Here is a 24032-nt window from a genome sequence, read left to right on the forward strand (position 1 = left end):
TCCATTCGTTGTTTGCATCAACCTCTTCTGAATATCCGCCAATCGGGGCAACATCATGAAACGCAAACCGAACTCAGGCATCATCCTGCTTGTCGTTCTCAGCATGCTGACTTTTTTCAGCCTGTTGGTCGCTGCGTACCTTGTCTTCAGCAACCAATCGCGAGCGACGGCGTTTGCAATCGCCAGCACCAAGACGCGTGCACCCGAGCCGAACAAGATGCTCGACGACGCGATGATGCGATTGCTCGTCGGCACTGGCGATAATTCGCTGTCGTTCTTTGGCGAAGATTTGCTGAGCGATTATTACGGACGTAGTGATGCACGCGAATTCGATGTTGTCAGCGGTGGCGGCCAGATCGGAACCAGCGGGTTTGTTCGGGTTCAAGTGACCGGAACGACAGGGGACCGCGACGTTGACGATCTGTTCGCTGGCCGGGTGATCACGTTCCAAGACGGTCCATTGGTTAACCGCTCGTATCGCGTCATTCGATCGCTCAATCCGTTGGCATCGAGGCACGATTTAGTGATCGAAATGGAGCCTGAATTTTTGAGTACAACGGTTCCGGTCGGCACCAAAATATGGATGAACGGGACACCGCGAAACTCACCCGGGCTTGGTTATCAAGGGGGGCAGATCAGTGTCACTCAGCCGACCAATTTCACCAATCAAGACGGTTCTGCGACGTGGCCCGTCGGCTTTACCCTTCCATTGGCGATGCAGCCGAATTTGCTCGGCACCGGAACAACCAAACTGGGGTTGCCTGCAACTCCGACCGGAAGCGATTTCGACGAAGGCTATGATGCCGCCGATTTCAACAATTGGTTTCTCAGCCACCGTCACTCCGATGGCACCATCATCCCGTCATTCCATCGGCCATCGGTCATCAACTACATCCTGAATGAATACGACGATTGGGAGTCCAACTCTTCTGGGTCTGGGCCTCGTTCAAACGCCGACTATGCCGATTTGATGGCCAGCATCGCGCGGGGGACCTTTCGTCCGCTGCCAATCGCGAAAGATCAATTCAACAAGAGCGGTCAAACGCATCTCGCTATCAACCAAGAATTCACTGGCGGTAACAGCAGCTTTGCCCTTCGCAAGGCAACACGAATCCGTAATGAGAAATTGGTTGACCAGATGGCTCGGGCGCTTATTCAGGGCGACTGGGATGTCGATAACGATGCCGATGGCATCAACGACAGCATTTGGGTCAACTTGGGGTTACCACTTTTCACTGCACCCGATGGTAAACTGCTGCGTCCCTTGGTGGCACCGATGATCGAGGATCTGTCGGGACGATTGAATGTCAATGCACATCATAATTCGTCGTACACATCGGCAACGATGCTGGGCGTTTCGTCATCGGCCCCGAGGTGGGCGGGCGACTACACAGGGGCCGCGCAAGCTGCGTTTCGAGGGCTTGGGTATGGTCCCGCCGAGACTGCGTTGCCGATCACCGGACTGGATGCATTAGTGAATTCTCGCTATCGCAATCCATCGATGGCTTCCGCAGTCAGCAACCCGACCCCCGGTGCTGATACCAATGATGCCTTGGACTTATTGCGAACGGGCAACCGACCTCCAATGCACACCGCAGCCGGCGGCTACGGTTACTCGGCCGATCCTTTTGGCCGTGGCGGTGTGGGAATCGGATTGTCAGGCCATTTGGTCGCGGGAGGATCGGGAACTCAGGTTCGCGCCGATGACACCACAACGACCAATCACAATGAACTGACCAACGAGTCGATCAACGATCCGTACGAAAGTGATCCTTCGGGACGTCTGTCGGGTGACTTGATGCTAACCGCGGATGAACTTGAGGCCATTCTGCGTTCGAATGAATTCGACATCGAAATGTTGCCGGCGCGATTGCGAAGTGTAATTGGACCGCTGTTGGCAGCCAATCCAGGCTTGGCCCGCGCCATCACCACTCATTCCAAATCGGACGATACACCGCCCCCGGTTTCTTTCACCGACGCCACCGCTGGCGATTCAATATACGAATCGTTGTTGAATCTGTTTCCAGCGACGCTCAGTGAATTGGAAGTCAATCGTTTGATCGCACCTGAGCTCCGGCTCGGTCGCAAGATCGACGTCAACCGACCGCTAGGAAACGGAGTTGATGACAACGGCAACAATGTGATTGACGAGCCCGCAGAGGTGGTAGCTGAGACAGAGGCATTTCGCGTCGCCAATGGGGGCTCGGGAACCGTGCCGACGGCGTTTCAAGGACAAACGCCGGATTACAACTTTAATGAGCCCTCAACCGTCAATGGACGGCAACTTCTAGCCCGCCATCTGTATGTAATGATGATGGTGCTGACCGACGGTGCTGCCGATTTTCCTGACAGCAATGATGCAGCACTGCCGGGCTACAAGGCCCGCCGGATTGCACAATGGGCAGTGAATGTCGTCGATTACCGTGACCCCGACTCGATTATGACGGCGTTTGAATATGACGAAGATCCACTGAATGGCTGGGATGTCGATGGAGACATCTCGACGGTCGATACAAAAGCATCCAATCTCAGTGACGGAATTGATAATGATGGAGATGGGGCGGTTGATGAAGCCGGTGAAGACCAGGTCCGACGCGGCGTCGTTTGGGGAGTCGAGTCCCCCGAACTCGTCTTTAGCGAATCATTTGCCTCGCACGACGTGCGATTGCGAGACACCGATCATGATAATGGCCCTGGGACGACTAAGGACGACACCACCAACCCAGACCCCAACTCGGATCAGGTCCGAATTCCACAAGGTAGCTTGGTGCTCGAACTTTATTGCCCTCGTCCGACGGTCAATACGGCTCCGACTTCGGCTACGGTGTTAGGAGATCAAACCACGCTTCCAGGGGCACCTCAAGAGCTCTATACAACCGCGGCCAATGCGTCCTCGTCACTCGATCTGGCTCGTACCGCACCGCCTCGTGGCACCGCGCCGGGAGCCCCGGTATGGCGAATTGCAATCACCGAGCGTCACGATGCTTCCGCAGCCGTACCGGCAGCCAAGCAAGACGAGAATCCGTCGACATTGCGAACGACGAAACCCGACACGACCTCGTTTCAGATTGAAAACCCCGATGAACTCGACACCACTGCGGGGGCATTAAGTTACGACCGCTTTATTTTGTTTCAAAACTATGGTGATGCTCCGGCTAACCCCGGCGGAGCATTGACAGAGGTCAAGTCGATGATCGATGACAACTTGATTTCGGATATGACCGCGCAGCAAGTGTTTTTCGCCCCCACCACTGGCGCATTGGCAGCCGCCAATGCGAACAAATTGCTGGAGGCGGGCCAGTACTTGTGTTTGGCTCCACGTTTAGTCACCCGATTTGGTTCTAAGGAATCGTCGGGCACATTCCCTGGGCTTCCAAGCGACCAACGATTGTCGGTCAATACCACGAAAGGGTTGCTACAGGTACGTCACGATGGGACCCAAATCACTCCGTCGATGGGCGGAGCGGCGGATGCCTTTAGCAACGCGAAGGCACTTGTGATCGGGGCGCCACGCCCAACTAACTGGGGGCCAACGCCATCGACTTGGACAGCGGCTACCGATGTGTTTGATGAGGACATCGTTGGGCTGAACGTATCGGAACCGCTGCCCAATGGCGGCAATTTCTATCCCGAACCTACGTTGCAATATAACGGTACCGTCGACTCGGACTCGGTCGGTGGTCCTGACTTCCCACGCACCGATGCCTACTTCGACTTTAGCGCCCCGAGCAATACGGCACGTGATACCCCGCTGGATATCGGGATCGGGCGGGTACCTATCGATTCAACCGGAGCGGAACCCGCATTGGGAACGCGACCTGAATACTGTTCCGCCTTCTTGCAACGTTTGGCCGACCCAACGCTGGCCTACGATCCTGTGACCAATCCGTATCGCACGGTCGATTGGATTCCGATCGACTTGACGGTTTTCAGTGGCGAAGAGCGCGAAAGTAAAATCTCGCCCGGTGGACTCTATGCGCAACGAACTCGCCAACGAAATGGATTTGCCAAACCGCCGACTGGTGCCGCGGTGGCTTCCAACGCGCTGTACTCGTATGAAACCGATTTTCCGACACCCGCGATCAGCGTGGATGCAGCCGCAGCCGACTACTTTGCCTTTTCGACCGTGCCAGCGGACGCTCACCTGCAATCATCGCTGAGCGTTTTGAATACTGCGATCCCCAACATGAATCCTGGCTTTACGGGGTTCGCGTCGACCGTGGGTAGCGATGCAGCCGCCACGGCGATTACGGGGCATGATCGTGGATTGCCGAGTGTACCGTTTGCCGTTCATCCTTGGTTGAATCGGCCGTTTGCCTCTCCGATGGAATTGATGATGGTACCGGCGTGCTCGCAAGGTCGGTTATTCGAAGAGTTCAACATCACCTCGGGCGATCCCACGGTCTATCCAAACTCGGCCACCGTCGTATCGGCGGAAATGCGTGCTCCGTTCCGACACTTGCTGAACTTCTTCCATAGTCAGGACGCAACCCACGACGGGACGAACGTCGATCGCATTTTCGATTTCGTTCACACGCTGCCGCCGTTCCGTGGCGAAGTCGATATGATCCACCCGGCGCGTGTCACGGCGACCGGATTGGTCGAGATGATGAAACCGCCGTTTAATATGACGTATGACAACCAACGGCAAGCTCGTGTCAACCTAAACACGCTCAGTGAGTCGCTGGTTTGGCAAGGTCTAATGCAGGGACATCTGACTTCGGCATCAGGAACCGGGCAGATGGCGTTTTCAGACTTCATCCAGAGTCGCCGTGGGTACCCTGTGTCGTCATCAGGCACAGCTCCTCGCAAAACAGTCGATACCAGCGGCACTGCGGATATGGGGCCATTCAACTATGATCCCGAACATCTCGACCCTGAGCTACCGACTCAGTTCGCAGGGGTATTCCGAGATTCGCCACGGGCTAATTTTGCACCCGCGTTGCGTACGCCGCCAGACCCCCCAGCCGATACCGCAGCTCAGACCCGACTGCGCCGAAATCCGATCGATGGAACACTGCTTCGTCGCCATTACAACATGACGACAACGGGTGTCGAGGAAACGATCACTGCGGCTCCCTATCCGCAATTAGTGCGTCGAGCTTCAGCAGCGCCGCTTTCAACCCATTTGGATCGTGGACGTAATCCGTTTTTGCGATACCAAACGGTGATGCGGATGCCAAACTTGGCGTCGGACAATTCCCAAGTCTTCTTAGTTCGCTTGACGATGGGATTCTTCGAAGTCGATCCGACCAACGTCAATAGTCTCGGACGCGAATACAAAGAGGCGATTGGTGAGAATCAACGCTATCAAGCGATGTTCATCATCGATCGCTCGATTCCCGTCGGCTTCATTCCTGGGCAAGAAATGAATGCTCGTAACACAGTCATTTTTGAACGGTTTTACCAATGATGCGAATCTCAAAACCAAAGAACCGAGACTTGATCAAGTTCCGAAACCGAAACGGCTTCACGCTCATCGAAATGCTCGTCGCAATGGCGGTGACACTATTGATGATGGCGGGGCTAGCGCGTGCGTTTGCGTACGTGGGTGAACGGGTGCGTGACAGTCGAGGGGACGTCAAAATCTCTAACGACATTCGCGACGTCACCAATCGGATGCGAGACGAGTTGAAACGGTGCACGGTCACCCTTGAGCCCAGTAACGGCGGCCCTGATCAACCGGGATACTTTTTGTATTACGAAGGGCCGATGACGAACGCAACTTCGTCTCTATTCGGTCCGTCGGCAACGTTCGATGGCCAAATCGTTCCACGTGACGCACGCTACGGCGATTTGGATGATTATTTCGCTTTCACAGCGGTCGCAAAACCAGGATCATGGTTTACAGGAAAGGTACCCGAATTCGTTCTTACCGGAACATCGACCGATACCAATCCCGTAGTAATCCGTTCGAAATATGCTGAAATTGTTTACTTCACCAATCCCGATCGAAATCCAACCACCGGCGCGGTGATCGATGTCGATGGTGATAACCTGCCCGACCGCTTGCAGTTGTACCGGCGAGTTTTGTTGATCCGTCCCGATCTAAATCTCGCTTCTGGCGGTGGATTGCATCACCTGACTGCTGGTGCTAATTGGCAAACCGGTATGGCAACAATTACACAACAGTGTGATCTGTCGGTTCGTCGTGGTCTGAATACAAACGGTACTCAGAACAATACCGTCATTGCCAACTCGCTCGACGATTTGGCCAAACCGCACAACCGATTTGCTCATGTGCGTGTCCCCGAAGCGACGTTGATCTCAGGTGGCGGCACGACGCGGACATCGATGCCGATTCTGGCACTTGAGCCACCGGTTGGCATCGTTGCAAACGCTTCGACAACCACGACGCCTCCATTGCGTCCCGAAGATTCGGCAACCAATACTGATCCAGTGGTGCTGGATAGTCGCTGGAGTGGGTATCTACGTCGTGAGTTCGTGTTAACGGGGACACGGCAAGGCGAAGATGTGATTGCAACCGATTGCCGCGGTTTGGATCTCAAAATCTTTGACCCCAGCGCCGACTTTCTACTAACTTCCGGCAGCGTCGTCGTGGGGCCTGGCGACGTGGGCTACCGCGAAGCGTTGCGAGACAGCGGCACCCCGGTTTTACTTCAAGGAGGCTTCGTTGATTTGGCATATCCCGTTCTGGCCGGTGGCCCGATCCGAGGATGGCAGGCTCGGCAAATGGCGGCATCATCCTCAACCAGCCACAAAGCGAACGATGCTTTCTCCGACGCGACCAATGGCGCCGTTGCCATCACCCGAATTCAGAGTACGTTCTCGGGAATATCGCCGTCGATAACCAGCTATACAACATCGATTAGCAACAGGACGTACGTGGATTCATTGCTGCTGTCAGGCCGGCTTGTGATCAACACCAGCGGACCTCAGATCGCATTGTTCCAGCCTGCGTTTGACACTTACACATCTGCCTATGAACGTGATGGCTATCTTCAGGATCGTCGCTATCAATCCGGATCCAACCAATTCGCGGGAACATTGTGGAAAACGTGGGCCTCGTCCGATGCGGCATCGATTGATCTGGGGGCGGACGGGCTGGATAACAACGGCAATCCAGATAAAGGCGCTGACGATCCACGCGAACGCGAAACCTCCGCACCGTTTACCACCAAGCCGGAAGCAATCAGCATTACCGTTCGTTTGGAAAACCCTTCGACACGCCAATTCCAACAAGGCACGGTAGTTCATCGAGGTGATCGCTAACGAAGTTTTGCAATGTCGTTGATCGCTCGGCGATCCGAACGTCCTCTCGAGTTTGTTCGGGATTTTGCCTGATTGCCATCGCACCTTTGATCTCACTATGAAAACGCTGCTGATCCCAATCCTGCTTTCACTTGCCGTCATGTTGCGTTTTGGCTCGCTTTGGATGGCTTCGACTCACGAGGTCTCGCCCGAGCTGATTCAGGCTCAAGATGCCGCACGGCATGCCGCCCTTTCTCAGCCCCATGACATGCCTGGCGGGATCGAGGTGCAGCCCTTGTCGTTTGATGCGGGCGCCTTGGTGGTCGTGACCAATGGTGAGGATGGTCGGCCGGGACGCGCCGAGGTTGATGATGACTTTAATGGCACCGTTGATGATGCGTCCGAGCGGGGGGCGTTCGGCAGCGATGATGTCTGCGAAGTGTTGGCGTCCGGCCAAGCTTCCGTCAAACCGTTGGATTCAAACGTCACCCTGCTCAGCCGCGGCGGTTATGTTGCCGCACCCACGACGGCACATTCCGGTGCGGATGATCTGCCTCGCCGCTACATCGTCTCGGGGGGCAACGACGCAGACCGCTGGACGTTTTCGATCGATCCCTGATCCGTCGATTGCCACGCTACTCGCTCGGTTTGAGTTATTCGGCGTCCAGCATTTCGGACAAGGCCTGGATGGTCCTAAAGTTTCGGGCGGTCGTCGGCACGCCAAGTTTGCGTTCCACACCCGCGGCAAGTTTCGAGCGTCCGATGCCATCGGGTGAGTGAAGATAGAACACCGTGTCGACCAGTTTGAAACGTTCGGTCGACGTCGCGATTTTAGTGAGTGCGTCGATGTCAGGCGAGCGAGGGGCTGAATCCAGAAAGAAAAAATGAAGCGTTTTTGCCGCGGCGATCGCGTCAAGAAATGGATTGCTCGCTACGGCGGTGCGAAAGTCATCTTTAGAGAGCAGCAGAATGGCGGGACGAAACCCAAAGTACTCTTCGATGGTGTCGCCAAGGTGTTTGACAAGCTTCCGTTTGGATTGATTCGGAGATGTGAAGACGACGTTACCACTTTGAATGTAAGTCCGCACCGAGCAACAGCCAGCCGATTCCAGTGTCGTCCTCAGTTCCGCCATCGGCATCTTGTTGTGACCACCGACGTTGATTCCGCGAATCAAAGCAATCCAATGAGGCATGTATTTCCAATTCCAAACGGATGCAGTTAGTTAACGAAACGGATTTCGGCGCCGGCGATGCATGCGAATGGCAGTTTAGAATTTCCTTCGCATCCGACAATGGTGTCAGCGACTTCAAACCGATTCGGGGTGAACGGCGGCGGTAGTGGTAGCGCGTCGTCGCTCCGCTTGCGGGCTTCTTGACCGTTCCAGCCGGTAACCCAATCCACGCAGCGTGCAGCAAACGGCCAACATAATCGCGCCCATCAATTGATGGCTGATTATCATTCCTCCGAAAATCGAAATGGATTCGCTTCCGGGATCTCCGAGAACGGAGAGCAACAGACCGATCTCGAAAAGCGTCAGCAGAAAACAGTAGACCACCCAGAGGCCAATTCTTGATGGAATCTTCTCGGCCTTCTCGCCCAGAGCGATCCAAATACAGGGCAGCTTCACGAGCAGGCTGACCATTCCATAGAGCGTAATTGCAAACAATGGCTCTGGGGCGTCGAGCCCACTGGCATGCAGGGCGAGTGCGAAGCTAATGTCTTCGCTCGTTAGCATGCCGCGCCCGATGCCCATGGTTATCGCCAACAGCAACGTGCCGATCATGATGTCACGAATCGCGTAGTTAAAATTTCTGCCTGCGTTCGGACTGTCTTCTGTATCGTGGACGATCTGCCAGCGAAAAAATAATGCGGCGATCTTCAATGGCACAAAGCTAGTGATGAATCCGAACGTCCAAAGTGCCGCAGCACCGAGCATCGCTTCGGTATTGGGATCTCCTTTCTCAAGAGTGATCCCCCAAGCAAAGCCGCACCAGGAAACGACCAGCAGCAGCAACGTCCAGGGAAGCCGTATCCAAAACGTTCCTCGAACGAGGGTTCCCCACACGCAGATCACAGTCAGCTGTGCCGTGACGACGCCAATCGCAAGCATCGCAGGAAACGCCTCTTGCATGCAAGTCGGGGTTGCCACGTCGGCGATGAAGAAAGCGACGCTACAGAACGCGATCAGCAGGACCAGCCCGCGTCTACGCCCGACCGTGAGCGTCCTTATTGGCATCCGGGGCTTGACTGTCACAGCGGGCTCGTCTGTCATAGCGGGCTTGTTCACCGTGGTGTTTCCTGTTCGAAGATTTCGCAGTCTGGTGACACGAGCTGCATGCCCGAACATTTGGGCATCACTTACCGGCATGTTCGCAAACGGAGCGACGTGCGACTTCCGCGAAACATTTTTCGATCGTCGATTTCAATTGAGTAGGTTCGAATGGTTTGGCAAGGTAGTCGTCCATCCCCGCATTGAGACAACGTTCCCGGTCGCCCTGAATGGCGTTCGCGGTCAGTGCCACGATGACAATCCCGCTGTCTGTCCCGTCTTTCGCTTCCTTTTCGCGAATTTGTTTTGTCGTAACGAAGCCATCCATCGTTGGCATTTGGCAATCCATCAACACGATGTCGTAAGGCCGCTGCTCCAACGCCTCGAGCACTTCCATGCCATTCTCAACCACATCACAATTCCAACCAAAACGCGACAGCATCTCACGCGTAAAGAGTTGGTTGATTTTGTTGTCTTCGGCTAACAGGATGCGAGTACCCGCCAATCGTTTTTCCATCGACGGTTTAGACACCTTTGAATCGACCTGCGATGCGTTTGACACCTCCGCATTACACAAGCGGAACTTGGCCGTAAACCAAAATCGCGAACCGGCGCCTTCACGACTTTCGACGCCGATCTCGCCGTCCATTTTTTCAACAATCGCTTTGCAGATCGAAAGCCCAAGTCCCGAGCCACCATATTTTCGATTGATCGAACTGTCGACTTGCGAAAAGGATTGAAACAATCGATCCAGCCGCGTCGCGGGGATACCGATGCCGGTGTCGGTAATCGAAAACAGCAGGGTGACGTCATGCTCGGACTGTTTTTGGCGTTCGGCTTGCAGGTTGATTTCCCCCTGATCGGTAAATTTGATCGCGTTGCTCAACAGATTCACGAGCACTTGGCGCAGTCGATGGCTATCGCCGACAAGTCGCAGCGAATGGGCATCATTGACGCATTCGCCATCCAAACAGTGGCCATCGACGGAATGACCATCGACGGAGTACTTCAGTGCGACATTCTTGTCTCCCAAACGTGGCGGCATACTCAACACCACATCGTCAAGCAGTTGATGTAAATCAAAGGAATGGTGTTCCAGTTCCATGCACCCCGCTTCGATTTTGGAAAAGTCGAGAACATCGCTGATCAATTCCAGCAGCGCCTTGCCACTACTTTGACAGGCACTGACGAAGCGACGTTGGCGATCATCCAGCGGCGAATCGGCAAGCAGCTCGGTCATGCCAATCACCCCGTTCAGCGGCGTTCGCAATTCATGGCTCATGCTTGCCAGAAATTCGCTCTTGGCGCTACTCGCCCGCTCGGCTTCGACCTTTGCCGCGACCAGCGCCTGTTGGTTTTCACGACGCTGGGTGATGTCGATTTGCGTGGCGATGAAATTACACAGATCGCCATGGTCGTCAAAGACGGGGTCAATCTTCAGATCGATCCAATGTCCTTCGCCGGATTTCTTGTAGTTATAGACTTCAACCGCGATACTTTCGCGACTTTCGATTTTGGATCGAATCGTACGAATGGTATCGGGATCAGTCTCGGGGCCAATCAGGAAATCGGCGGGGCGTCGCCCGACGACTTCGGACGCGTCGTATTGACTCATTTGGGTGAACGCTTCGTTTACCCATTCGATGCGACATTGGGCATCCATGATAAAGACGGCATGCTGCGTCTTGCTGGCGACCAACGAGAGTTTCGAGATCAGTTGATGAGATTGTTGCAACTCGTCTTCGGCCCGTTTGCGTTCGACAAATACGGCAACGGTATCGGCGATCGAGGCAAGTGATTCGAGCGTGTTGACTTTCAAAGGTTGTGGGCCAAACAACGCTAACACACCGATCACGTGATCGCTGACGATCAATGGGTACCCGGCAAAGGCAACTAAGTGGTGCGATTGTGCCCAATGCTGGTCCTCAAGTTCAGGATCGTTTTGTAGCTCATTGGTCAAAAAGGGGCGGGCTCGTTCAGCCAAGCGACCGACGCAGCCTTCGCCCACTGGAATTTGTGAATGATCGCCGTCGCGATGCATGTATAATCCGGCACTGGCCTGTAGTTCCAGCACGGATTGTCCAGGGTCGATCGTCCAGATCCGTGCCAAAGATACCTGCAATCGATCGATCATTGATTGGCAACACTCTTGCAACCCTATCTGCAGGTCATCGGCCCGCGACAATGCGACCCCGACGTCGGCAGTCAACAGTGCCAAGCGATTGCGTTCGGCAAGTACCGCTTCGTTTTGCTTTCGCTCCGAGATATCCCGAACGATGGTGACGAACCGTGGCGGTTCGTCGGAGGGGGCGATGTATTGCACAAAAAGATCGACCGGGACATCACGTCCGTCCTTTCGCCGCACCACCGTTTCGACGCGTTGCATCGTGGTTTCGCCCGACTTCAGACTGACGATCATTCGCTGCAGATCGTCTGCTGACATACCGACATCGATATCCCTTGGTCCCAATTGACATAATTCCTCGGCGGAATAGCCAAGCAACTTTGTCGCACCTTGGTTGACGTAATAAAACGTACGCGTGTCGGGATTCAACATGAACACCGAATCATGGGTCTGGTCGAGTGTCGTTTTGAATTGGTTCAGCTCGATTTCATGCTGTTTCCACTCCGTCAAATCGACGTGACTCCCCACTAATCGATGCGGTCGGCTGTCGCCATCGCGGCAAACGGTGAACGCTCGAGAGAGCACGTGCACATAGTGATTGTCTTTGTGCAAAATGCGACACTCGACTTCAAATTTATCGAGTTCACCACGGATGTATTGTTCAAGTTTTGAAGAAACTTGGTGCCGTTCATCCGGGTGTACTAACTGGATCGCCGCGTCAGCATCATCGCCGATCCCTTCGTCTTTGTAGCCCAACATATCGAGGAATCGTGGCGAAAAGAATACTTTGTTTGTTTCCAAGTCCCACTCGAAAATGCCGTCGTTACACCCGAGCATCAGCACGTTGAACTGCTCGCGACTGACATGCAGTTCTTTTTCCAACGCTTCTTGTTTAGCCAGTTGCTCTTCGACTTTCAATTTGGCTTGGTTCAAATCGGCGGTCCGTCCGACGACTAACCGCGAGACCAGTTCGGTGCGGAGGAATAGGTAAGCGACAAACACACTCAGAATCGCTGAGGTCAATAGTCCAATGAACAACATCGTACGCGGAGTCGAATCGCGACGAACCGCCACATAGTCCGCGTTTGCGGTGCAGTGCAATGTCCACGTGCGTCCCGCCTGTTGGATATAGCCGTCGTAATGTAGCGTCGCGGCTGGTTCCATACCGAGCAACCCGGTCGAGCCGATTTCCCCCAGTGTCTGTTCGGCGATCCGCGAATGATGATGGTAGGCCGGGCGTGTGTCGTAGGGCGCCGTGTTCTCGAACAATTGGATCTTGATTCCCGCAGGGGCTAATGGCTCGAGGGCATTTTCTAGCACTTGATCCAAACGCAATCGCCCGACGACAAATCCCTTTAACTGGTGCGGAGCGGTTGCCTCGGAATCATCCTGGAGCGCATGAAATACCGGTGACACCAACAGCACGTGAAACCTCGCCGCCTGATCGTTGCTCGCCAACGCAGGGGATGCCGTGATGTGTTTTGATGCTTTCGCGATCTCAAACGTATCTTGAAAACGGGGGTCGAAATAAAGATCTTCGCCGAGCTCGACGCGAGGATTGTTCGCCGGATACTTGTAGGTCACCGGGAAATACTGCGGACGACGTGATGCGGGGTGCAGGTGCCCTGCCTCATCGCGCTGAACGATCGGCCGGCCAGGCTTGGTCGGAGATTCTTCCCGCTCGTAATCACTCCGCTGCGAGTCATCGACGTAGCTGACCCAAGTGATCGCATCGAATCCGACATTGTGAGGTTTCATCTGATTGACGAAACTGACGAATTCGCGTTCATCTACACTTTGCGAGCTGCTGTACAGCGAGTGGACCGCGCGAATCAGATCGATCGGACGGGCGAATTCGGATTCGAATACCGCAACTCGCTCTTGCGCCGACCGCCGAAACCCCTGTTCGATCGCGTTTTGATCGAGCGAACGCATCAGATGATGCAGATAGATGCTGCCGATCACTCCCGCAATGAGCAGCAGTAATGGTAGGTACCATTTTATCGAGCGATTTTGCAGGATCGGCATAAAGAGGGAACGTCCTGGAGCGACAGTCATTGTCTTGATGCCAATGGTCAAGCGATCCTCGAGAAACCTTTCGGGATCATTAAATCGTCTGACGTAAACTTGAATTTGCAGCAACTCTGCAGTTGCAGCGGTGCTGGCGTCTTGTTGTTTCGATCATTCTATCAGGTTAAATCCTAGAGGATTTACATGGGTTTTCCTACCACATCGGCAAAGGAATCGTCGCAGGACGTCGGGAAATCGCTAGGATGCCGCTCCAGCTGCTTGACTTTGTTGCTTCAAAATCGGGACGTACTCGAGGCAGCGATTCACTTCCAACCGTAAATCGTCTACCAAGCTGAGGAGATGGTCCAATTTTCCCGCTTTTCCAGCCGACTCGAGTTCGAATGCAATCGCTTGCAATTCGTGTGCGGCCAGAATTCCGGCAATCCCCTTTAATGAGTGTGCGGTTTCGCCCACGGCGGCGGCGTCACCTTGCTGTACCTGGGTCGCAATTTGCTCGAGCCGGGCGACGCTATCTTTCTGAAACGATTGCAGTAGCAATTCGGCGAACGACAGATCGCCCATACATCGCTCGAGAAACTCTTTTTCGCAGATCGGTGGCGACTCGGATGTTTCGACGGTCTGCTCGGCTAGCGGTGCGGACTTCGTCGTGACTGACTTTTCCATCGCTAACCATTTCATCACAATTTCTCGCAATTGCTGAGGACTAAAGGGTTTGGCGAGGTAATCGTCCATGCCGGCATCAAGACAACGCTGGCGGTCTCCCTTCAGTGCATTTGCAGTGACCGCGATGATGGTCGACACCGCGTCGATCACTCCGTCGGATTCCATTTGGCGAATCTGTTGGGTTGCCGTAAACCCGTCCATGATCGGCATTTGACAATCCATCAAGATTAAATCGTATCGCGCGGTTTTGATCTTCGCGATCGCTTCAACGCCGTTCACCGCAGTGTCGCATTCCCAGCCCTGACGTCCGAGCACCTCAAGTGCGAGCATTTGGTTGATATCATTGTCCTCGACCAGCAAAATTCGTACTGTGTTCGATTCGTTCGCTGCCGGTGACATGGCTTGCCTCTTTTTGTCGCTGGTTAATTCATGCCGATCGGTATCGGCATCCGTGCAATGTCCAACTGTTTCGATTGCAATAATGCTTAGTTTTTCATCGCTGAATTCTACAAATCGCATCTAATTCCACCGTAACGGGATCTATTAGACGCCACCCAGCGGGACTAGTGAAGCTATACAAAAGTTCAAACCCCGAGTTATCGCGGGTGTAATCCTCTGCAATCCCATGCATCGTCGCCTGAAGTGGGCTGACTCGATGAATGATGATTCGTTTCACATTGGCCGGTTTAAGCCGCGTCTGCGAGCGTTTGTAAGTACTTTGTTGTTGTATTTCCTTGATCTTCTTTGTGCGGACCGCGGATTCATTGGCGGCCATTGCAAAACGTTGCATACGGGAAGTGGAGCTTGGCAACGTTCCCCCCGCATGCGGTTTGGCGCCAAGTTTCACACCTACCATCCCTCGTTTTCACATTTGAAGCTGCGCTAGGGTCGTTTTTCCCAGAAAAACATCACCCAATGCAACTTCGCGGGGTTTTTCTAGCCCCAACCATGCCAACGCTCCGTTTGGATAATCGTTTTAATCGTGGGTTGGAGAGGGAGTTTTCCCCCAGCAGTCCCACAAACGTAGGCCACAAAAATGGGGACCATCACTTTCGGGGGGGAATTTCCGGACAAAATCCAAATGGAACGGCCCGCCGCAGGGTCGAGCCGAGTCACAGGACCGTGTCACCGGTAGCAGCTCTGAATGAGCAATTGTTTCAAAATTTGCTGGATCCGGTCACTTGAATCCGCGTAGGATAAAGGATGTAGCGGTAAATCGAATCGTGTTTTCCTCATGAAGGATCCGTCATGATTACCACATCCGAAGCTGGCCTAGCAGGCGTTGTTGCCGGACAAACCGCGCTCAGCACCGTCGGTAAGAAGGGCTTTGGGCTGACTTATCGAGGCTATTCGATTGAGGATTTGTCGGAACACGCCTCTTTCGAGGAAGTCGCCTGGCTATTGCTGCACGGCGAGTTGCCGTTGTACGAACAATTGGTTTCGTTTTCCGAAGACTTGCAAGTCCGTCGTTCGCTGCCCGACCACTTGAAACAGATCTTAGAGATTTTGCCTCGCAAGTCCCATCCGATGGATGTTTTGCGGACGGGTTGTTCGGTGATGGGGTGTTTAGAGCCCGAGGAATCGGCGGAGCAACAATACGAGATCGCGATGCGACTTCTGAGTTCATTTCCATCGATGCTTTGTTATTGGCATCACTATCACCACAGTGGCCAGCGAATCGAGGTCGAGACGGACGACGACAGTATCGCGGCGCACTTTTTACATCTGCTGCACGGCACTCCGGCGGCCGAGCATCTTTGCCGCGCCCTTGATGTGTCATTGATTCTGTACGCCGAACACGAATACAACGCGTCGACTTTCGCGGCACGGATTACCGCGTCGACGATGTCGGATCTGTATTCGGGCATTACCACAGGCATTGGCACGCTGCGTGGGCCGCTGCACGGCGGTGCTAACGAGGCATCGATGGAGCTGATTGAAAGCTATGTGAACGCAGATGCAGCGGAACAGGGGGTGATGGACCGACTTGCTGCGAAGCAAAAGATTATGGGATTTGGACATCGCGTCTACAAAACGGTGGATCCGCGTTCGGACGTGATCAAACGTTGGTCACACACGTTATGCGACGAGACCGCGCTCGTGCCGTTGTACGAGATATCCGAGCGGATCGAAGCGGTGATGCGTCGTGAGAAGGGACTCTTTCCCAACCTCGATTTTTATGCCGCAACGGTGTTCCATTGTCTCGGCATTCCGACGACGATGTTCACGCCGCTGTTTGTATTTGCCCGCACCGCTGGCTGGTCCGCGCATGTGTTTGAGCAGCGCGGCAACAATCGTCTGATTCGCCCCGCCGCCGAATACAACGGGCCTGGCCCGAGAGTGTTTGTGCCGATTAACGAACGTGCATGACCGCAAAAAACGTGGGATAGGTTTCCCGGGGGAGTCATCAGCATGAGCTAAGTCCCCCGTCGCGAAACTCGCGAAGAGTTTCGTCCGTCGTCCCCGTCGCGAAAATCGTCAACGGCTTGTTAAATTAATCCAATTGCAAATCGAAATGGTGAGCCGTGGGCTGTAAGGCACCGGGTAACGCGTGGGACCCGGCCGCTGACGCGTCGCGGCTCACTAAATCAACAACTCGTCAAGAGTTTCGTCGGATCTTTTTGATTCCGTACTTCAACGCAGATGGAATACGAAAACGTGATCGCTGATTCACAGGCTGGCAGCCTGTGCTACAGCTCTACTTCAAAGTCGGTTCGCCTTGCAGGTATCCTAGCGACGCCAAGAACTGATCCATCGCTTTGACGGTAGCTTGATAGTATTCGGATTTCCCGAAATTGAAGAAACCGTGCCCTTGGTCTTCGTACAGATGCAACTCACAGCGTCGACCGTTGGCTTCCATGTTCTTTTTGAATCGCTCGGCGGTTGCAACAGGAATCAAATTGTCTTTGGTGCCGAGAAATACGATCGTTGGCGGTGTCGTGCCGCTGATGTTGTGCGCCGGTGAGATGTCTTGCCAATAATCTTTGACTTTACTATGCGACCAACCACCGACGGGTCCGTTGTCAAACACGGGATTGAACAGCACCAACGCGTTGGGGACACAGCTGACGCTGGTGTCTTCGCCATTTTCGTTGAACGCATCGGTGGTTGCGGTCGCGGCGGCGACATGTCCACCGGCTGAACCTCCTCCGGCGATCACTTTGTTGGGATCGATCCCCAATTCACTGGCGTGTTGGCGTACCCAGCGGATTGCGGACTTGCCATCTTTAACACATTCTTTGGGTGTCGTGTTGTGCTTGCTCTTGATCCGATATTCTGCGGCAATCGCCACGATTCCTCGCGAGGCAAGGTACTCGCAATGCGGATAAAATTGACTAGGACTGCCACCGACCCAACCGCCGCCAAAAAAGAACACTGCCACGGCGCGTGAATCGGTCGCTTTGTGGTCGGCGGGTTCAAAGACATGTAGTTTTAGCTCCGTGTCCCCGACCGTCTTGTAGACCGGTTGTTTGTCGGGCGAGAAGCCTTTGGTTTCAAGTGCGAATGCGGCAGGGATGGAAACCGAAACAGAGAGCACCGAAAGCAAGAGCAACGAAAACATGGGCAACGAAAACATGGGCAAAGTGAAGCGGTACGACAGCGTTTTCATGGTGAGATTGGGTTGCGTTGAGGAGGAAGGGAATTCAAGCCGATAGTGTAGTCGAATTTCACGGGTCTCGCGTCGTCATCAAAAACGACGCGAGACTTCATCGATCTTTTCCCAAAAAACAACGCAATCTGCTGAGGCTAAAGTGTTGACTTCAAGAACTTGCTTCGCTCGACCGCAAATTTTTGCAAGGACATCGGTTCGGTTGATCCCTCGGCTATTTCGGTGGCGGAGCGTGTCGCTGTGACAAACGCTTCGGTCGAATCGAGTTTGCGAGTGTCCGCTTTGACAACCGGAGCGATCAAGTCGCGGTACCCGTTGACAACCGGCCCGAGCGTCGACCAGTCAAGCGATTCGTTGGCAATCTGCGCGACGTACTGCATGTAACGCTGACGCAACTCAGGCACGGCGAGCAATCGACTTCGCAGCGGCATGCGTTCGCTGTCGAGCCCTACCAGCGGATCCAAGTCGACTCCGCCGTGTCCAGGACCACCAGGACCACCAGGACCGCGACGTCCATCACGGCCGCGTCCTTCGCGTTCTCGAGGGCCACCGGGACCATCCGGCCCCGCAAAAAAGTCTTCCAAACCAGCAGGCGGACGAAATCCGCCAGGACCACGAGCTTGTGGACCTCGGTCGTCGCGATTTCCTTGATCATCGGGGCCGCCCGGTCCACCCGGGCCACCAGGCCCGCCCGGTCCCCCAGGTCCGCCAGGCCCCCGACCGCCGGGCCCGCCGGGACCACGTCCATGACCCGACAACGCGAACGCTTCGTTCATATCGTGTGGCACGAGATGAAACTTTCCATCCGCGTCGAGAAAAATGCTGTAGTCACTCGCACGAGTCCAGTAGCCATCGCCATTGACCAATGCGACGTCAAGCGCCAAGAACTTGAGCACGCCGTCGATATCAAGGATCGGATCGAGTGCCGATTCCAATTGATCCAGCGGAGTTTCATTTAGCGTTTGGCAAAGTTCGACGAGTGCTTTCCAAGCCTTTTTGCCATCGTTGGACTTCATCTCGAACCGTGATTTGTATTCGTCCAGATCCGTGCCGAGATAACGCAGGCCTCCATCGGCGCCCGGGTTCCCGCTGACTTTCCAACGCGTGCCCTTGGAGTCACCAAAGTTTTCCTGCAAAAAGAGTTTGTCGAACTGTTGGACGCTGACGTACAACCCCCAGCTTTCCCCATTGATCACCACGTGCACAAAATTCGCTTTGGGCGTCGGGATGTAATCGCGAGCGATATGGGAATAGACCACCGAGCTCATCATCGACGGATCGCCGTGACAATTCAACAAGTTCAGTGTCTTGTAGCCATACAGTCGTTGATCTTCATCCGCCATATCGAGCGAGACGTTCAAGGGACGTTTGCTGCCGCGAGACACATGACCGTAGGATGACATCCCGCGAAAATGGACGCCCACGTTGGGATAGACTTTGCCATCGACTTGCATCTCAGCTGCGACGTCGATATCGGTTCCATGGAAATCCTCGAGTTCCATTTCCCAGTCTTCGTTTTCAAATTCCAGGAACACGGTGCGCAAGACCGTGGTGTCATAGAGCGGTTTGTCGGGGTAATTCGCAACGTCCGCAGGCGACACCTTGGGGCCTGGGGTGCCAGGCTCGGTTGCAGGGCCACGTCCACGCATCCCTCCGGGACCGCGCATCCCGCCAGGACCGCGGATCCCGCCAGGCCCCCCCGCCCCAGGTCCCTGTCCGCTGGGGCCCTGTCGATTTGCGGCTGATGCGTTCTCTTGTTGAATGCTTTTGCGAGCAACGGTTCGCTCGGAATGATCGAGCCATCCATTTTCGTCTTGATCAAATTGGTCCAACAATTTGCGTTCTTCACGATTGGGACCACCAGGACCGCCGGGACCTCGCATGGCAGGACCACGCATGCCGGGGCCCCCGGGGCCGAAGTCCAACGAGCCTGGGGGCTGCGCGTACGCGATAACGCCAAGCACCAATCCGGTGCACGCAACTAAACAAGCAGGGACAAGTAATCGCTTCATGAGCATAGACTCCTGGGCAGTGAGAAATGTTTATCGGCTTTGACGAAGTTCGACGCTCTGGACGCCTTCGATCAGATTCAATTGGTTGATTAGGTCGGTGGGTTTGGCATCGGCTTTCAAGCGAACGCGATAATTCAGATCGAGTGATGCACCTTGTTTACTGGTTCCTCCGGACGTCAATTCAACCTTGCTAAGCATCCGTTCAAAAACGCTTCCGAGCATCGTTTCGGGATCGCGTCCGATTCCCAATCGAATGGACAATCGGGCGTCACCGGCAAATCCGCTTTCGCTGCCTCGTCGTGGTCGCACCAAAAACGCCGCAAGTCCGGTCACCGCCATGCCAACGATCGCGACGATCAAACGATCCGCACCCACGGCCATCCCCACCAACACGGCAAAGATGACAAACGTGATGTCGTGCGTGTCTTCGACCACCGTGCGAAACCGAACGATCGACAAGGCACCCACCAATCCGAAGGCCCAGGCGACGTTTTGGCCAATCACCAACGGCAACATTGCACACAGGATCGCCAACAGTACCAGCGTTGCGGGAAAGGTCGGCATGATCTTGTCGCTCGGCCGCACCCAGCGATAGATCCCGGCGATCACGCAGCCACACAGAAACGCTACGATCAAGCGGACGGCCATCTGCAACGCCGTGCTCTCATCGGGCGTCCCCACCGCTTCGGTTAACCAAATTGGCATGTCGCCACCTCGTTCTCAGCAGCACTTGCGGTAACGATCGGTTCGGGGTTGCTCAGCGAATGGTGCATCGCCGCACATTGATCCACTGGGCAACGCAAAACACACTCCCGATACATCGACGTCGGGTGGGGCAACAACGCAAATTCATAGATCAGTGATTTAAAAATGGCAGGAAGTGAAACAAAGTACTTCATCCGCACCAAGTGCATCGGTAACGGGGTGGACGGAGTTTGCGTCGGGTTCGCCAAGTCCGAAAATGCTCGGCAGTGGATGTTTCGGTCGATCGTCATGCGGAGCGACCCTTCGATCGAATCTGCTTCGAACGCGAGCCGGTCAAATTGGATTTGCAGACTTCGTTGCAGCGCTTGTTTGACGATGTCTTTGTGGAACCATTTTCCTTCCCAGCTGCTGTCAATCTCGTCAAACTCGAGTCGCTTTAGATCGCTGGATGCTGCAACGGTCCGGCGCAGTTTTGTCGTCTGCTTGTCTCGCCGCTGTTGCTCGAGGAACACATCCCAAGCGTGATCGATACGTCGCACGCGGCGAATTTCTTTGTCAATGGACTTGGGTTTGGTTGGTCGTTGCCATTGTTGGACGTCGTAATACAGGTCGCAGACGTCGCTGGTGGTCGGGGCGTCGAACCGGCTGGCCGCCGATTCGATCAATGCCGATGCGGCAGCCTGATTCAGGACAAAAGTGCACTCGTAGCGGGGGGGGAATTTCAATTTCGCTCTCTACTTTGAATCCATGCCAAAATGTTTCGGGTAACGGGGATGTTCGAACGCCCGATCCCGTGGCATTAAGAGATGCGTTGAAATGCCCCCCGGAGGGCCAATTTTGTTGAAAGAATGCCGGCGGTTAAGTTGGCTTCGATCGATTCATGGAAAATCGCGAGCCAGCCATGGAAGAGAGAGCCATGGAAGAGAGAGCCGGTCATGAAAGATGGCGAGAGCCAGTCATGGACGATGGCGGGCCGCGATTTCGCCTGTTTTCGCGGGTCGAAGGCGAGATTTCGACTTGGGGATGGTCGAAAGCCGTTGACGGCTTCCGCTACGCCAGAGTGGAGGACGAAAGTTTCGGCGGCATCCGCGACGCGCGAACGGATGGATCGACGGTTATCCGCCGGGCAGGGTCCAGACGGGGTCGAATGCGCCTCCGAGCTGCGACTGGATCACCCGCAACATCAGCAGTTTGGCGGGGCCGTCGTGGGGTTGATCAAGCAGCAGCTGAGCGAGCACGTCTTGCGCTTCGGCATGTTTTTCGGATTCGAACGCTGACAATGCCTGCTCATACGCCGAGCACCCTGCACTCAAATCGTGTTTTCCACAAGTTCCCAGTTCATAAAGCTGCACCGGTTCGCGAATGTTGTGCACACGAACGCTGCACACTCTGCGGCCACGCAATTTTGCATCCACGCGACTGGCGGTGCTCTGCGTCATTAGAATCGAACTCCGCAGATACTTCGTCGCTCCTTGCACCCGGCTGGCCAAATTGACGGTATCGCCGAGCGGTCCATATTTAATCCGATGCGTGGAACCCGTATTACCGACCACCGCCAATCCGCTGTTGATTCCGATTCCCAACCGGGTTTCGGCGCCCACGGTGGACCGCCATTTCTCGCTCAGGTCGATCACCGCTTGCTGGATCGCGATCGCGCATAGACAGGCGTCGCCGGCATGTTGCGGTGATGCGATCGGGGCACCCCACATCGCCATGATTTCGTCGCCGACATAATCGACAATCGTTCCGCCATGGTCCAGCACGATGCGGCTGAGTTCATTCATCACATCGCTAATCCAGGTGATCGTTTGTACGGGACCCACACGCTCGCTGGTGCGGCTGAATCCACGCACATCGCAAACCATCACCGAGACGTCTGCGGGACACGGCTTTTCGAGCAAATTTTTGTTGCAGAGTACCTGATTCAAAATATTCCGAGGCAAGAACTTGCTTAGTTCTGCCAAGCGGGCATCGATCTGACGCAGACTTGAACGAATCCGTGCGTGCAACAATCGCTCATCCGCCGGTTTCTCTAAATAGTCATCCGCTCCGTTTTCAATTGCGTCGGCGGCAGCAAATTTTGCATCGGCGTCGGCGACCACAATGATCGATGGTTTTCCCGTGGTCGGCGAACTGCGAATCCGATGTATCATTTCCACTGCATCCATTTCGGCAAAGTTCATATCCAACAGACAGACGTCAAAGCGTTGTTGTTCCATCAACTCGATTGCGGTCGATGCACTTTCAACGCCCACCACACGGTAGCTATACCGTTTGAGTTTGCATTCCAAATCGGCACGTGAATCACGGTGCGCGTCGACCACCAAGACCAACGGCCGCGGTCGATCGCGACAGGTGTACGAACCGCTGACGCGGTAATCGTCGACTTCAGTGGTCTTGGTGACCTTGTGGGGGTGGTTCGCAGTGGGGATGACTTTGGTTCGTGACATAATTGCGTTACGTTGATGCCATAACATGAGAAGAGCCTATTCGTATGGAACGAATTCGCGTGGGGTAACCGCGTTGATTCGAAGAGAGACGGTTCGCACAGAAGAGGAGGGGGGGAGGAGCTGCGACTAGCCGTGAATGCGGAGATATTCGCTTACGTGCGAATTAGAATTGCGACTGTTTACAAAAACGCCGGATCGTAGATAGCTCGTGCAATCGATTTGATGCACAAGAAATCGAGCGAGGGTCTCGGTGCTAACAAATCCGCCTCGTAACGCGTGTCGATCCGCGATACAGGCGCCGACGGTTCGCAGCGGTTTAAGTTTTGCACAGCGAACGATCGTCCAGTCTAAATCGCATTGCATCAAGACCGCCGCCTCGTTTTGCTTGTCGGCCAATCGAGAGCAAAGTCCTAGGGACCCGGCCACGCGTGTTGCCAACGAACCCAAGGGCCGTGGCCGGTCGCCGGGTAAAACGACGCCCGAGTGCGAGACGACGATGTACCGCCGGGCGCCTTTGCGATGCAGTTTGGGCAGAAGCGACCGAGTCAACTTCGCTGCCTCCGTCGCTGGTCCCGCCGCGCACGTTCGCATCGTGGGACCGTAACAATTGATCACGGCCATGCAATCGCTGACGACGTGAGTCAAACAACGTTGATCGTTTAGATCGCAGAGCACGACTTCGATCGCGTTTGCCGAGTGCTCGAAATTCGGATCTTGGACCTGCGTCTTGACGTGGAAGCCGCAGCGGCGAGCGACCGCGATGACTTGGCGACCGAGCATCGTATCGCCACCGAGAACGCAAATGGAACGAGCAAGGTTCATGTCCACATTCAGGTACATGTCCATCATATACTCCCGGACCGCGGTGCCTTTGGGAAACACAGCGGACTATGAAAAGGTAGAGAAGGACAATGCGTCGGATTCTTTGACGCTTGTCTATTTCATAGGTCGAGA

15 protein-coding genes are annotated in these 24032 nt (G+C 54.8%); 4 read left to right on the top strand and 11 right to left on the bottom strand.

The features are described 5' to 3' along the window. Nucleotides 1–55 precede the first annotated feature (55 nt). From ABD971_RS16220 to ABD971_RS16230, 3 genes are all read left to right on the top strand, one after another. Nucleotides 56–5413, top strand: a complete 5358-nt coding sequence (locus ABD971_RS16220) for a hypothetical protein (RefSeq protein WP_345323720.1) — start codon at nucleotides 56–58, stop codon at nucleotides 5411–5413. Next, nucleotides 5410–7233 carry a PulJ/GspJ family protein gene (locus ABD971_RS16225; protein WP_345323723.1) on the top strand — a complete coding sequence of 608 codons (1824 nt, stop codon included), beginning with the start codon at nucleotides 5410–5412 and terminating at the stop codon, nucleotides 7231–7233. The genes ABD971_RS16220 and ABD971_RS16225 overlap by 4 nt, the downstream gene beginning before the upstream one ends. A gap of 97 nt (nucleotides 7234–7330) precedes the next feature. Then, complete coding sequence (locus ABD971_RS16230; RefSeq protein WP_345323725.1) at nucleotides 7331–7831, top strand: hypothetical protein; 501 nt, start codon at nucleotides 7331–7333, stop codon at nucleotides 7829–7831. A 34-nt stretch (nucleotides 7832–7865) separates the two neighbouring features. On the opposite strand, the gene ABD971_RS16235 is transcribed toward ABD971_RS16230, so the two are convergent. From ABD971_RS16235 to ABD971_RS16255, 5 genes are all read right to left on the bottom strand, one after another. Continuing rightward, nucleotides 7866–8405: a DUF1697 domain-containing protein gene (locus ABD971_RS16235; protein ID WP_345323727.1), complete on the bottom strand. Its 540-nt coding sequence runs from the start codon at nucleotides 8403–8405 to the stop codon at nucleotides 7866–7868. Nucleotides 8406–8519: 114 nt separating this feature from the next. Then, a complete protein-coding gene (locus ABD971_RS16240; protein WP_345323729.1) occupies nucleotides 8520–9227 on the bottom strand; it encodes a hypothetical protein in 708 nt (235 codons plus the stop codon). Between the two features lie 340 nt (nucleotides 9228–9567). Further along, nucleotides 9568–13665 (bottom strand): PAS domain S-box protein, encoded by a 4098-nt coding sequence (locus ABD971_RS16245; protein ID WP_345323731.1) that lies wholly within the window; start codon nucleotides 13663–13665, stop codon nucleotides 9568–9570. A 210-nt stretch (nucleotides 13666–13875) separates the two neighbouring features. Beyond that, nucleotides 13876–14820 (bottom strand): response regulator, encoded by a 945-nt coding sequence (locus ABD971_RS16250; protein WP_345323733.1) that lies wholly within the window; start codon nucleotides 14818–14820, stop codon nucleotides 13876–13878. Continuing rightward, on the bottom strand, nucleotides 14795–15091 hold the full coding sequence (locus ABD971_RS16255; RefSeq protein ID WP_345323735.1) for a hypothetical protein: 297 nt from the start codon (nucleotides 15089–15091) through the stop codon (nucleotides 14795–14797). Before ABD971_RS16255 ends, ABD971_RS16250 begins: the two co-directional genes overlap by 26 nt. A 458-nt stretch (nucleotides 15092–15549) precedes the next feature. On the opposite strand from ABD971_RS16255, the gene prpC reads away from it, so the two are divergent. Beyond that, nucleotides 15550–16671 carry a bifunctional 2-methylcitrate synthase/citrate synthase gene (prpC, locus tag ABD971_RS16260; protein ID WP_345323737.1) on the top strand — a complete coding sequence of 374 codons (1122 nt, stop codon included), beginning with the start codon at nucleotides 15550–15552 and terminating at the stop codon, nucleotides 16669–16671. 328 nt (nucleotides 16672–16999) lie between these two features. Here prpC and ABD971_RS16265 read toward each other — a convergent pair whose 3' ends face one another. The 6 genes from ABD971_RS16265 to ABD971_RS16290 all read right to left on the bottom strand — a co-directional run bounded on the left by ABD971_RS16265 (nucleotide 17000) and on the right by ABD971_RS16290 (nucleotide 23924). Further along, the gene (locus ABD971_RS16265; protein ID WP_345323739.1) at nucleotides 17000–17878 is read right to left on the bottom strand and encodes an alpha/beta hydrolase; all 879 of its coding nucleotides are present in this window, start codon (nucleotides 17876–17878) and stop codon (nucleotides 17000–17002) included. 170 nt (nucleotides 17879–18048) lie between these two features. Next, on the bottom strand, nucleotides 18049–19923 hold the full coding sequence (locus ABD971_RS16270) for a CotH kinase family protein (RefSeq protein WP_345323741.1): 1875 nt from the start codon (nucleotides 19921–19923) through the stop codon (nucleotides 18049–18051). A gap of 30 nt (nucleotides 19924–19953) precedes the next feature. Beyond that, nucleotides 19954–20628: a DUF4956 domain-containing protein gene (locus tag ABD971_RS16275; protein ID WP_345323743.1), complete on the bottom strand. Its 675-nt coding sequence runs from the start codon at nucleotides 20626–20628 to the stop codon at nucleotides 19954–19956. Continuing rightward, entirely contained in the window at nucleotides 20613–21353 is a 741-nt protein-coding gene (locus ABD971_RS16280) for a VTC domain-containing protein (protein ID WP_345323746.1), read from the bottom strand. Before ABD971_RS16280 ends, ABD971_RS16275 begins: the two co-directional genes overlap by 16 nt. Nucleotides 21354–21743: 390 nt before the next feature. Further along, nucleotides 21744–23078 (bottom strand): adenylate/guanylate cyclase domain-containing protein, encoded by a 1335-nt coding sequence (locus ABD971_RS16285; protein ID WP_345323748.1) that lies wholly within the window; start codon nucleotides 23076–23078, stop codon nucleotides 21744–21746. 126 nt (nucleotides 23079–23204) lie between these two features. Beyond that, nucleotides 23205–23924: an NAD(P)-dependent oxidoreductase gene (locus tag ABD971_RS16290; RefSeq protein WP_345323750.1), complete on the bottom strand. Its 720-nt coding sequence runs from the start codon at nucleotides 23922–23924 to the stop codon at nucleotides 23205–23207. Between the last annotated feature and the right edge of the window lie 108 nt (nucleotides 23925–24032).

The sequence above is a fragment of the Novipirellula rosea genome, assembly GCF_039541335.1.
GTDB lineage: Bacteria > Planctomycetota > Planctomycetia > Pirellulales > Pirellulaceae > Novipirellula > Novipirellula rosea.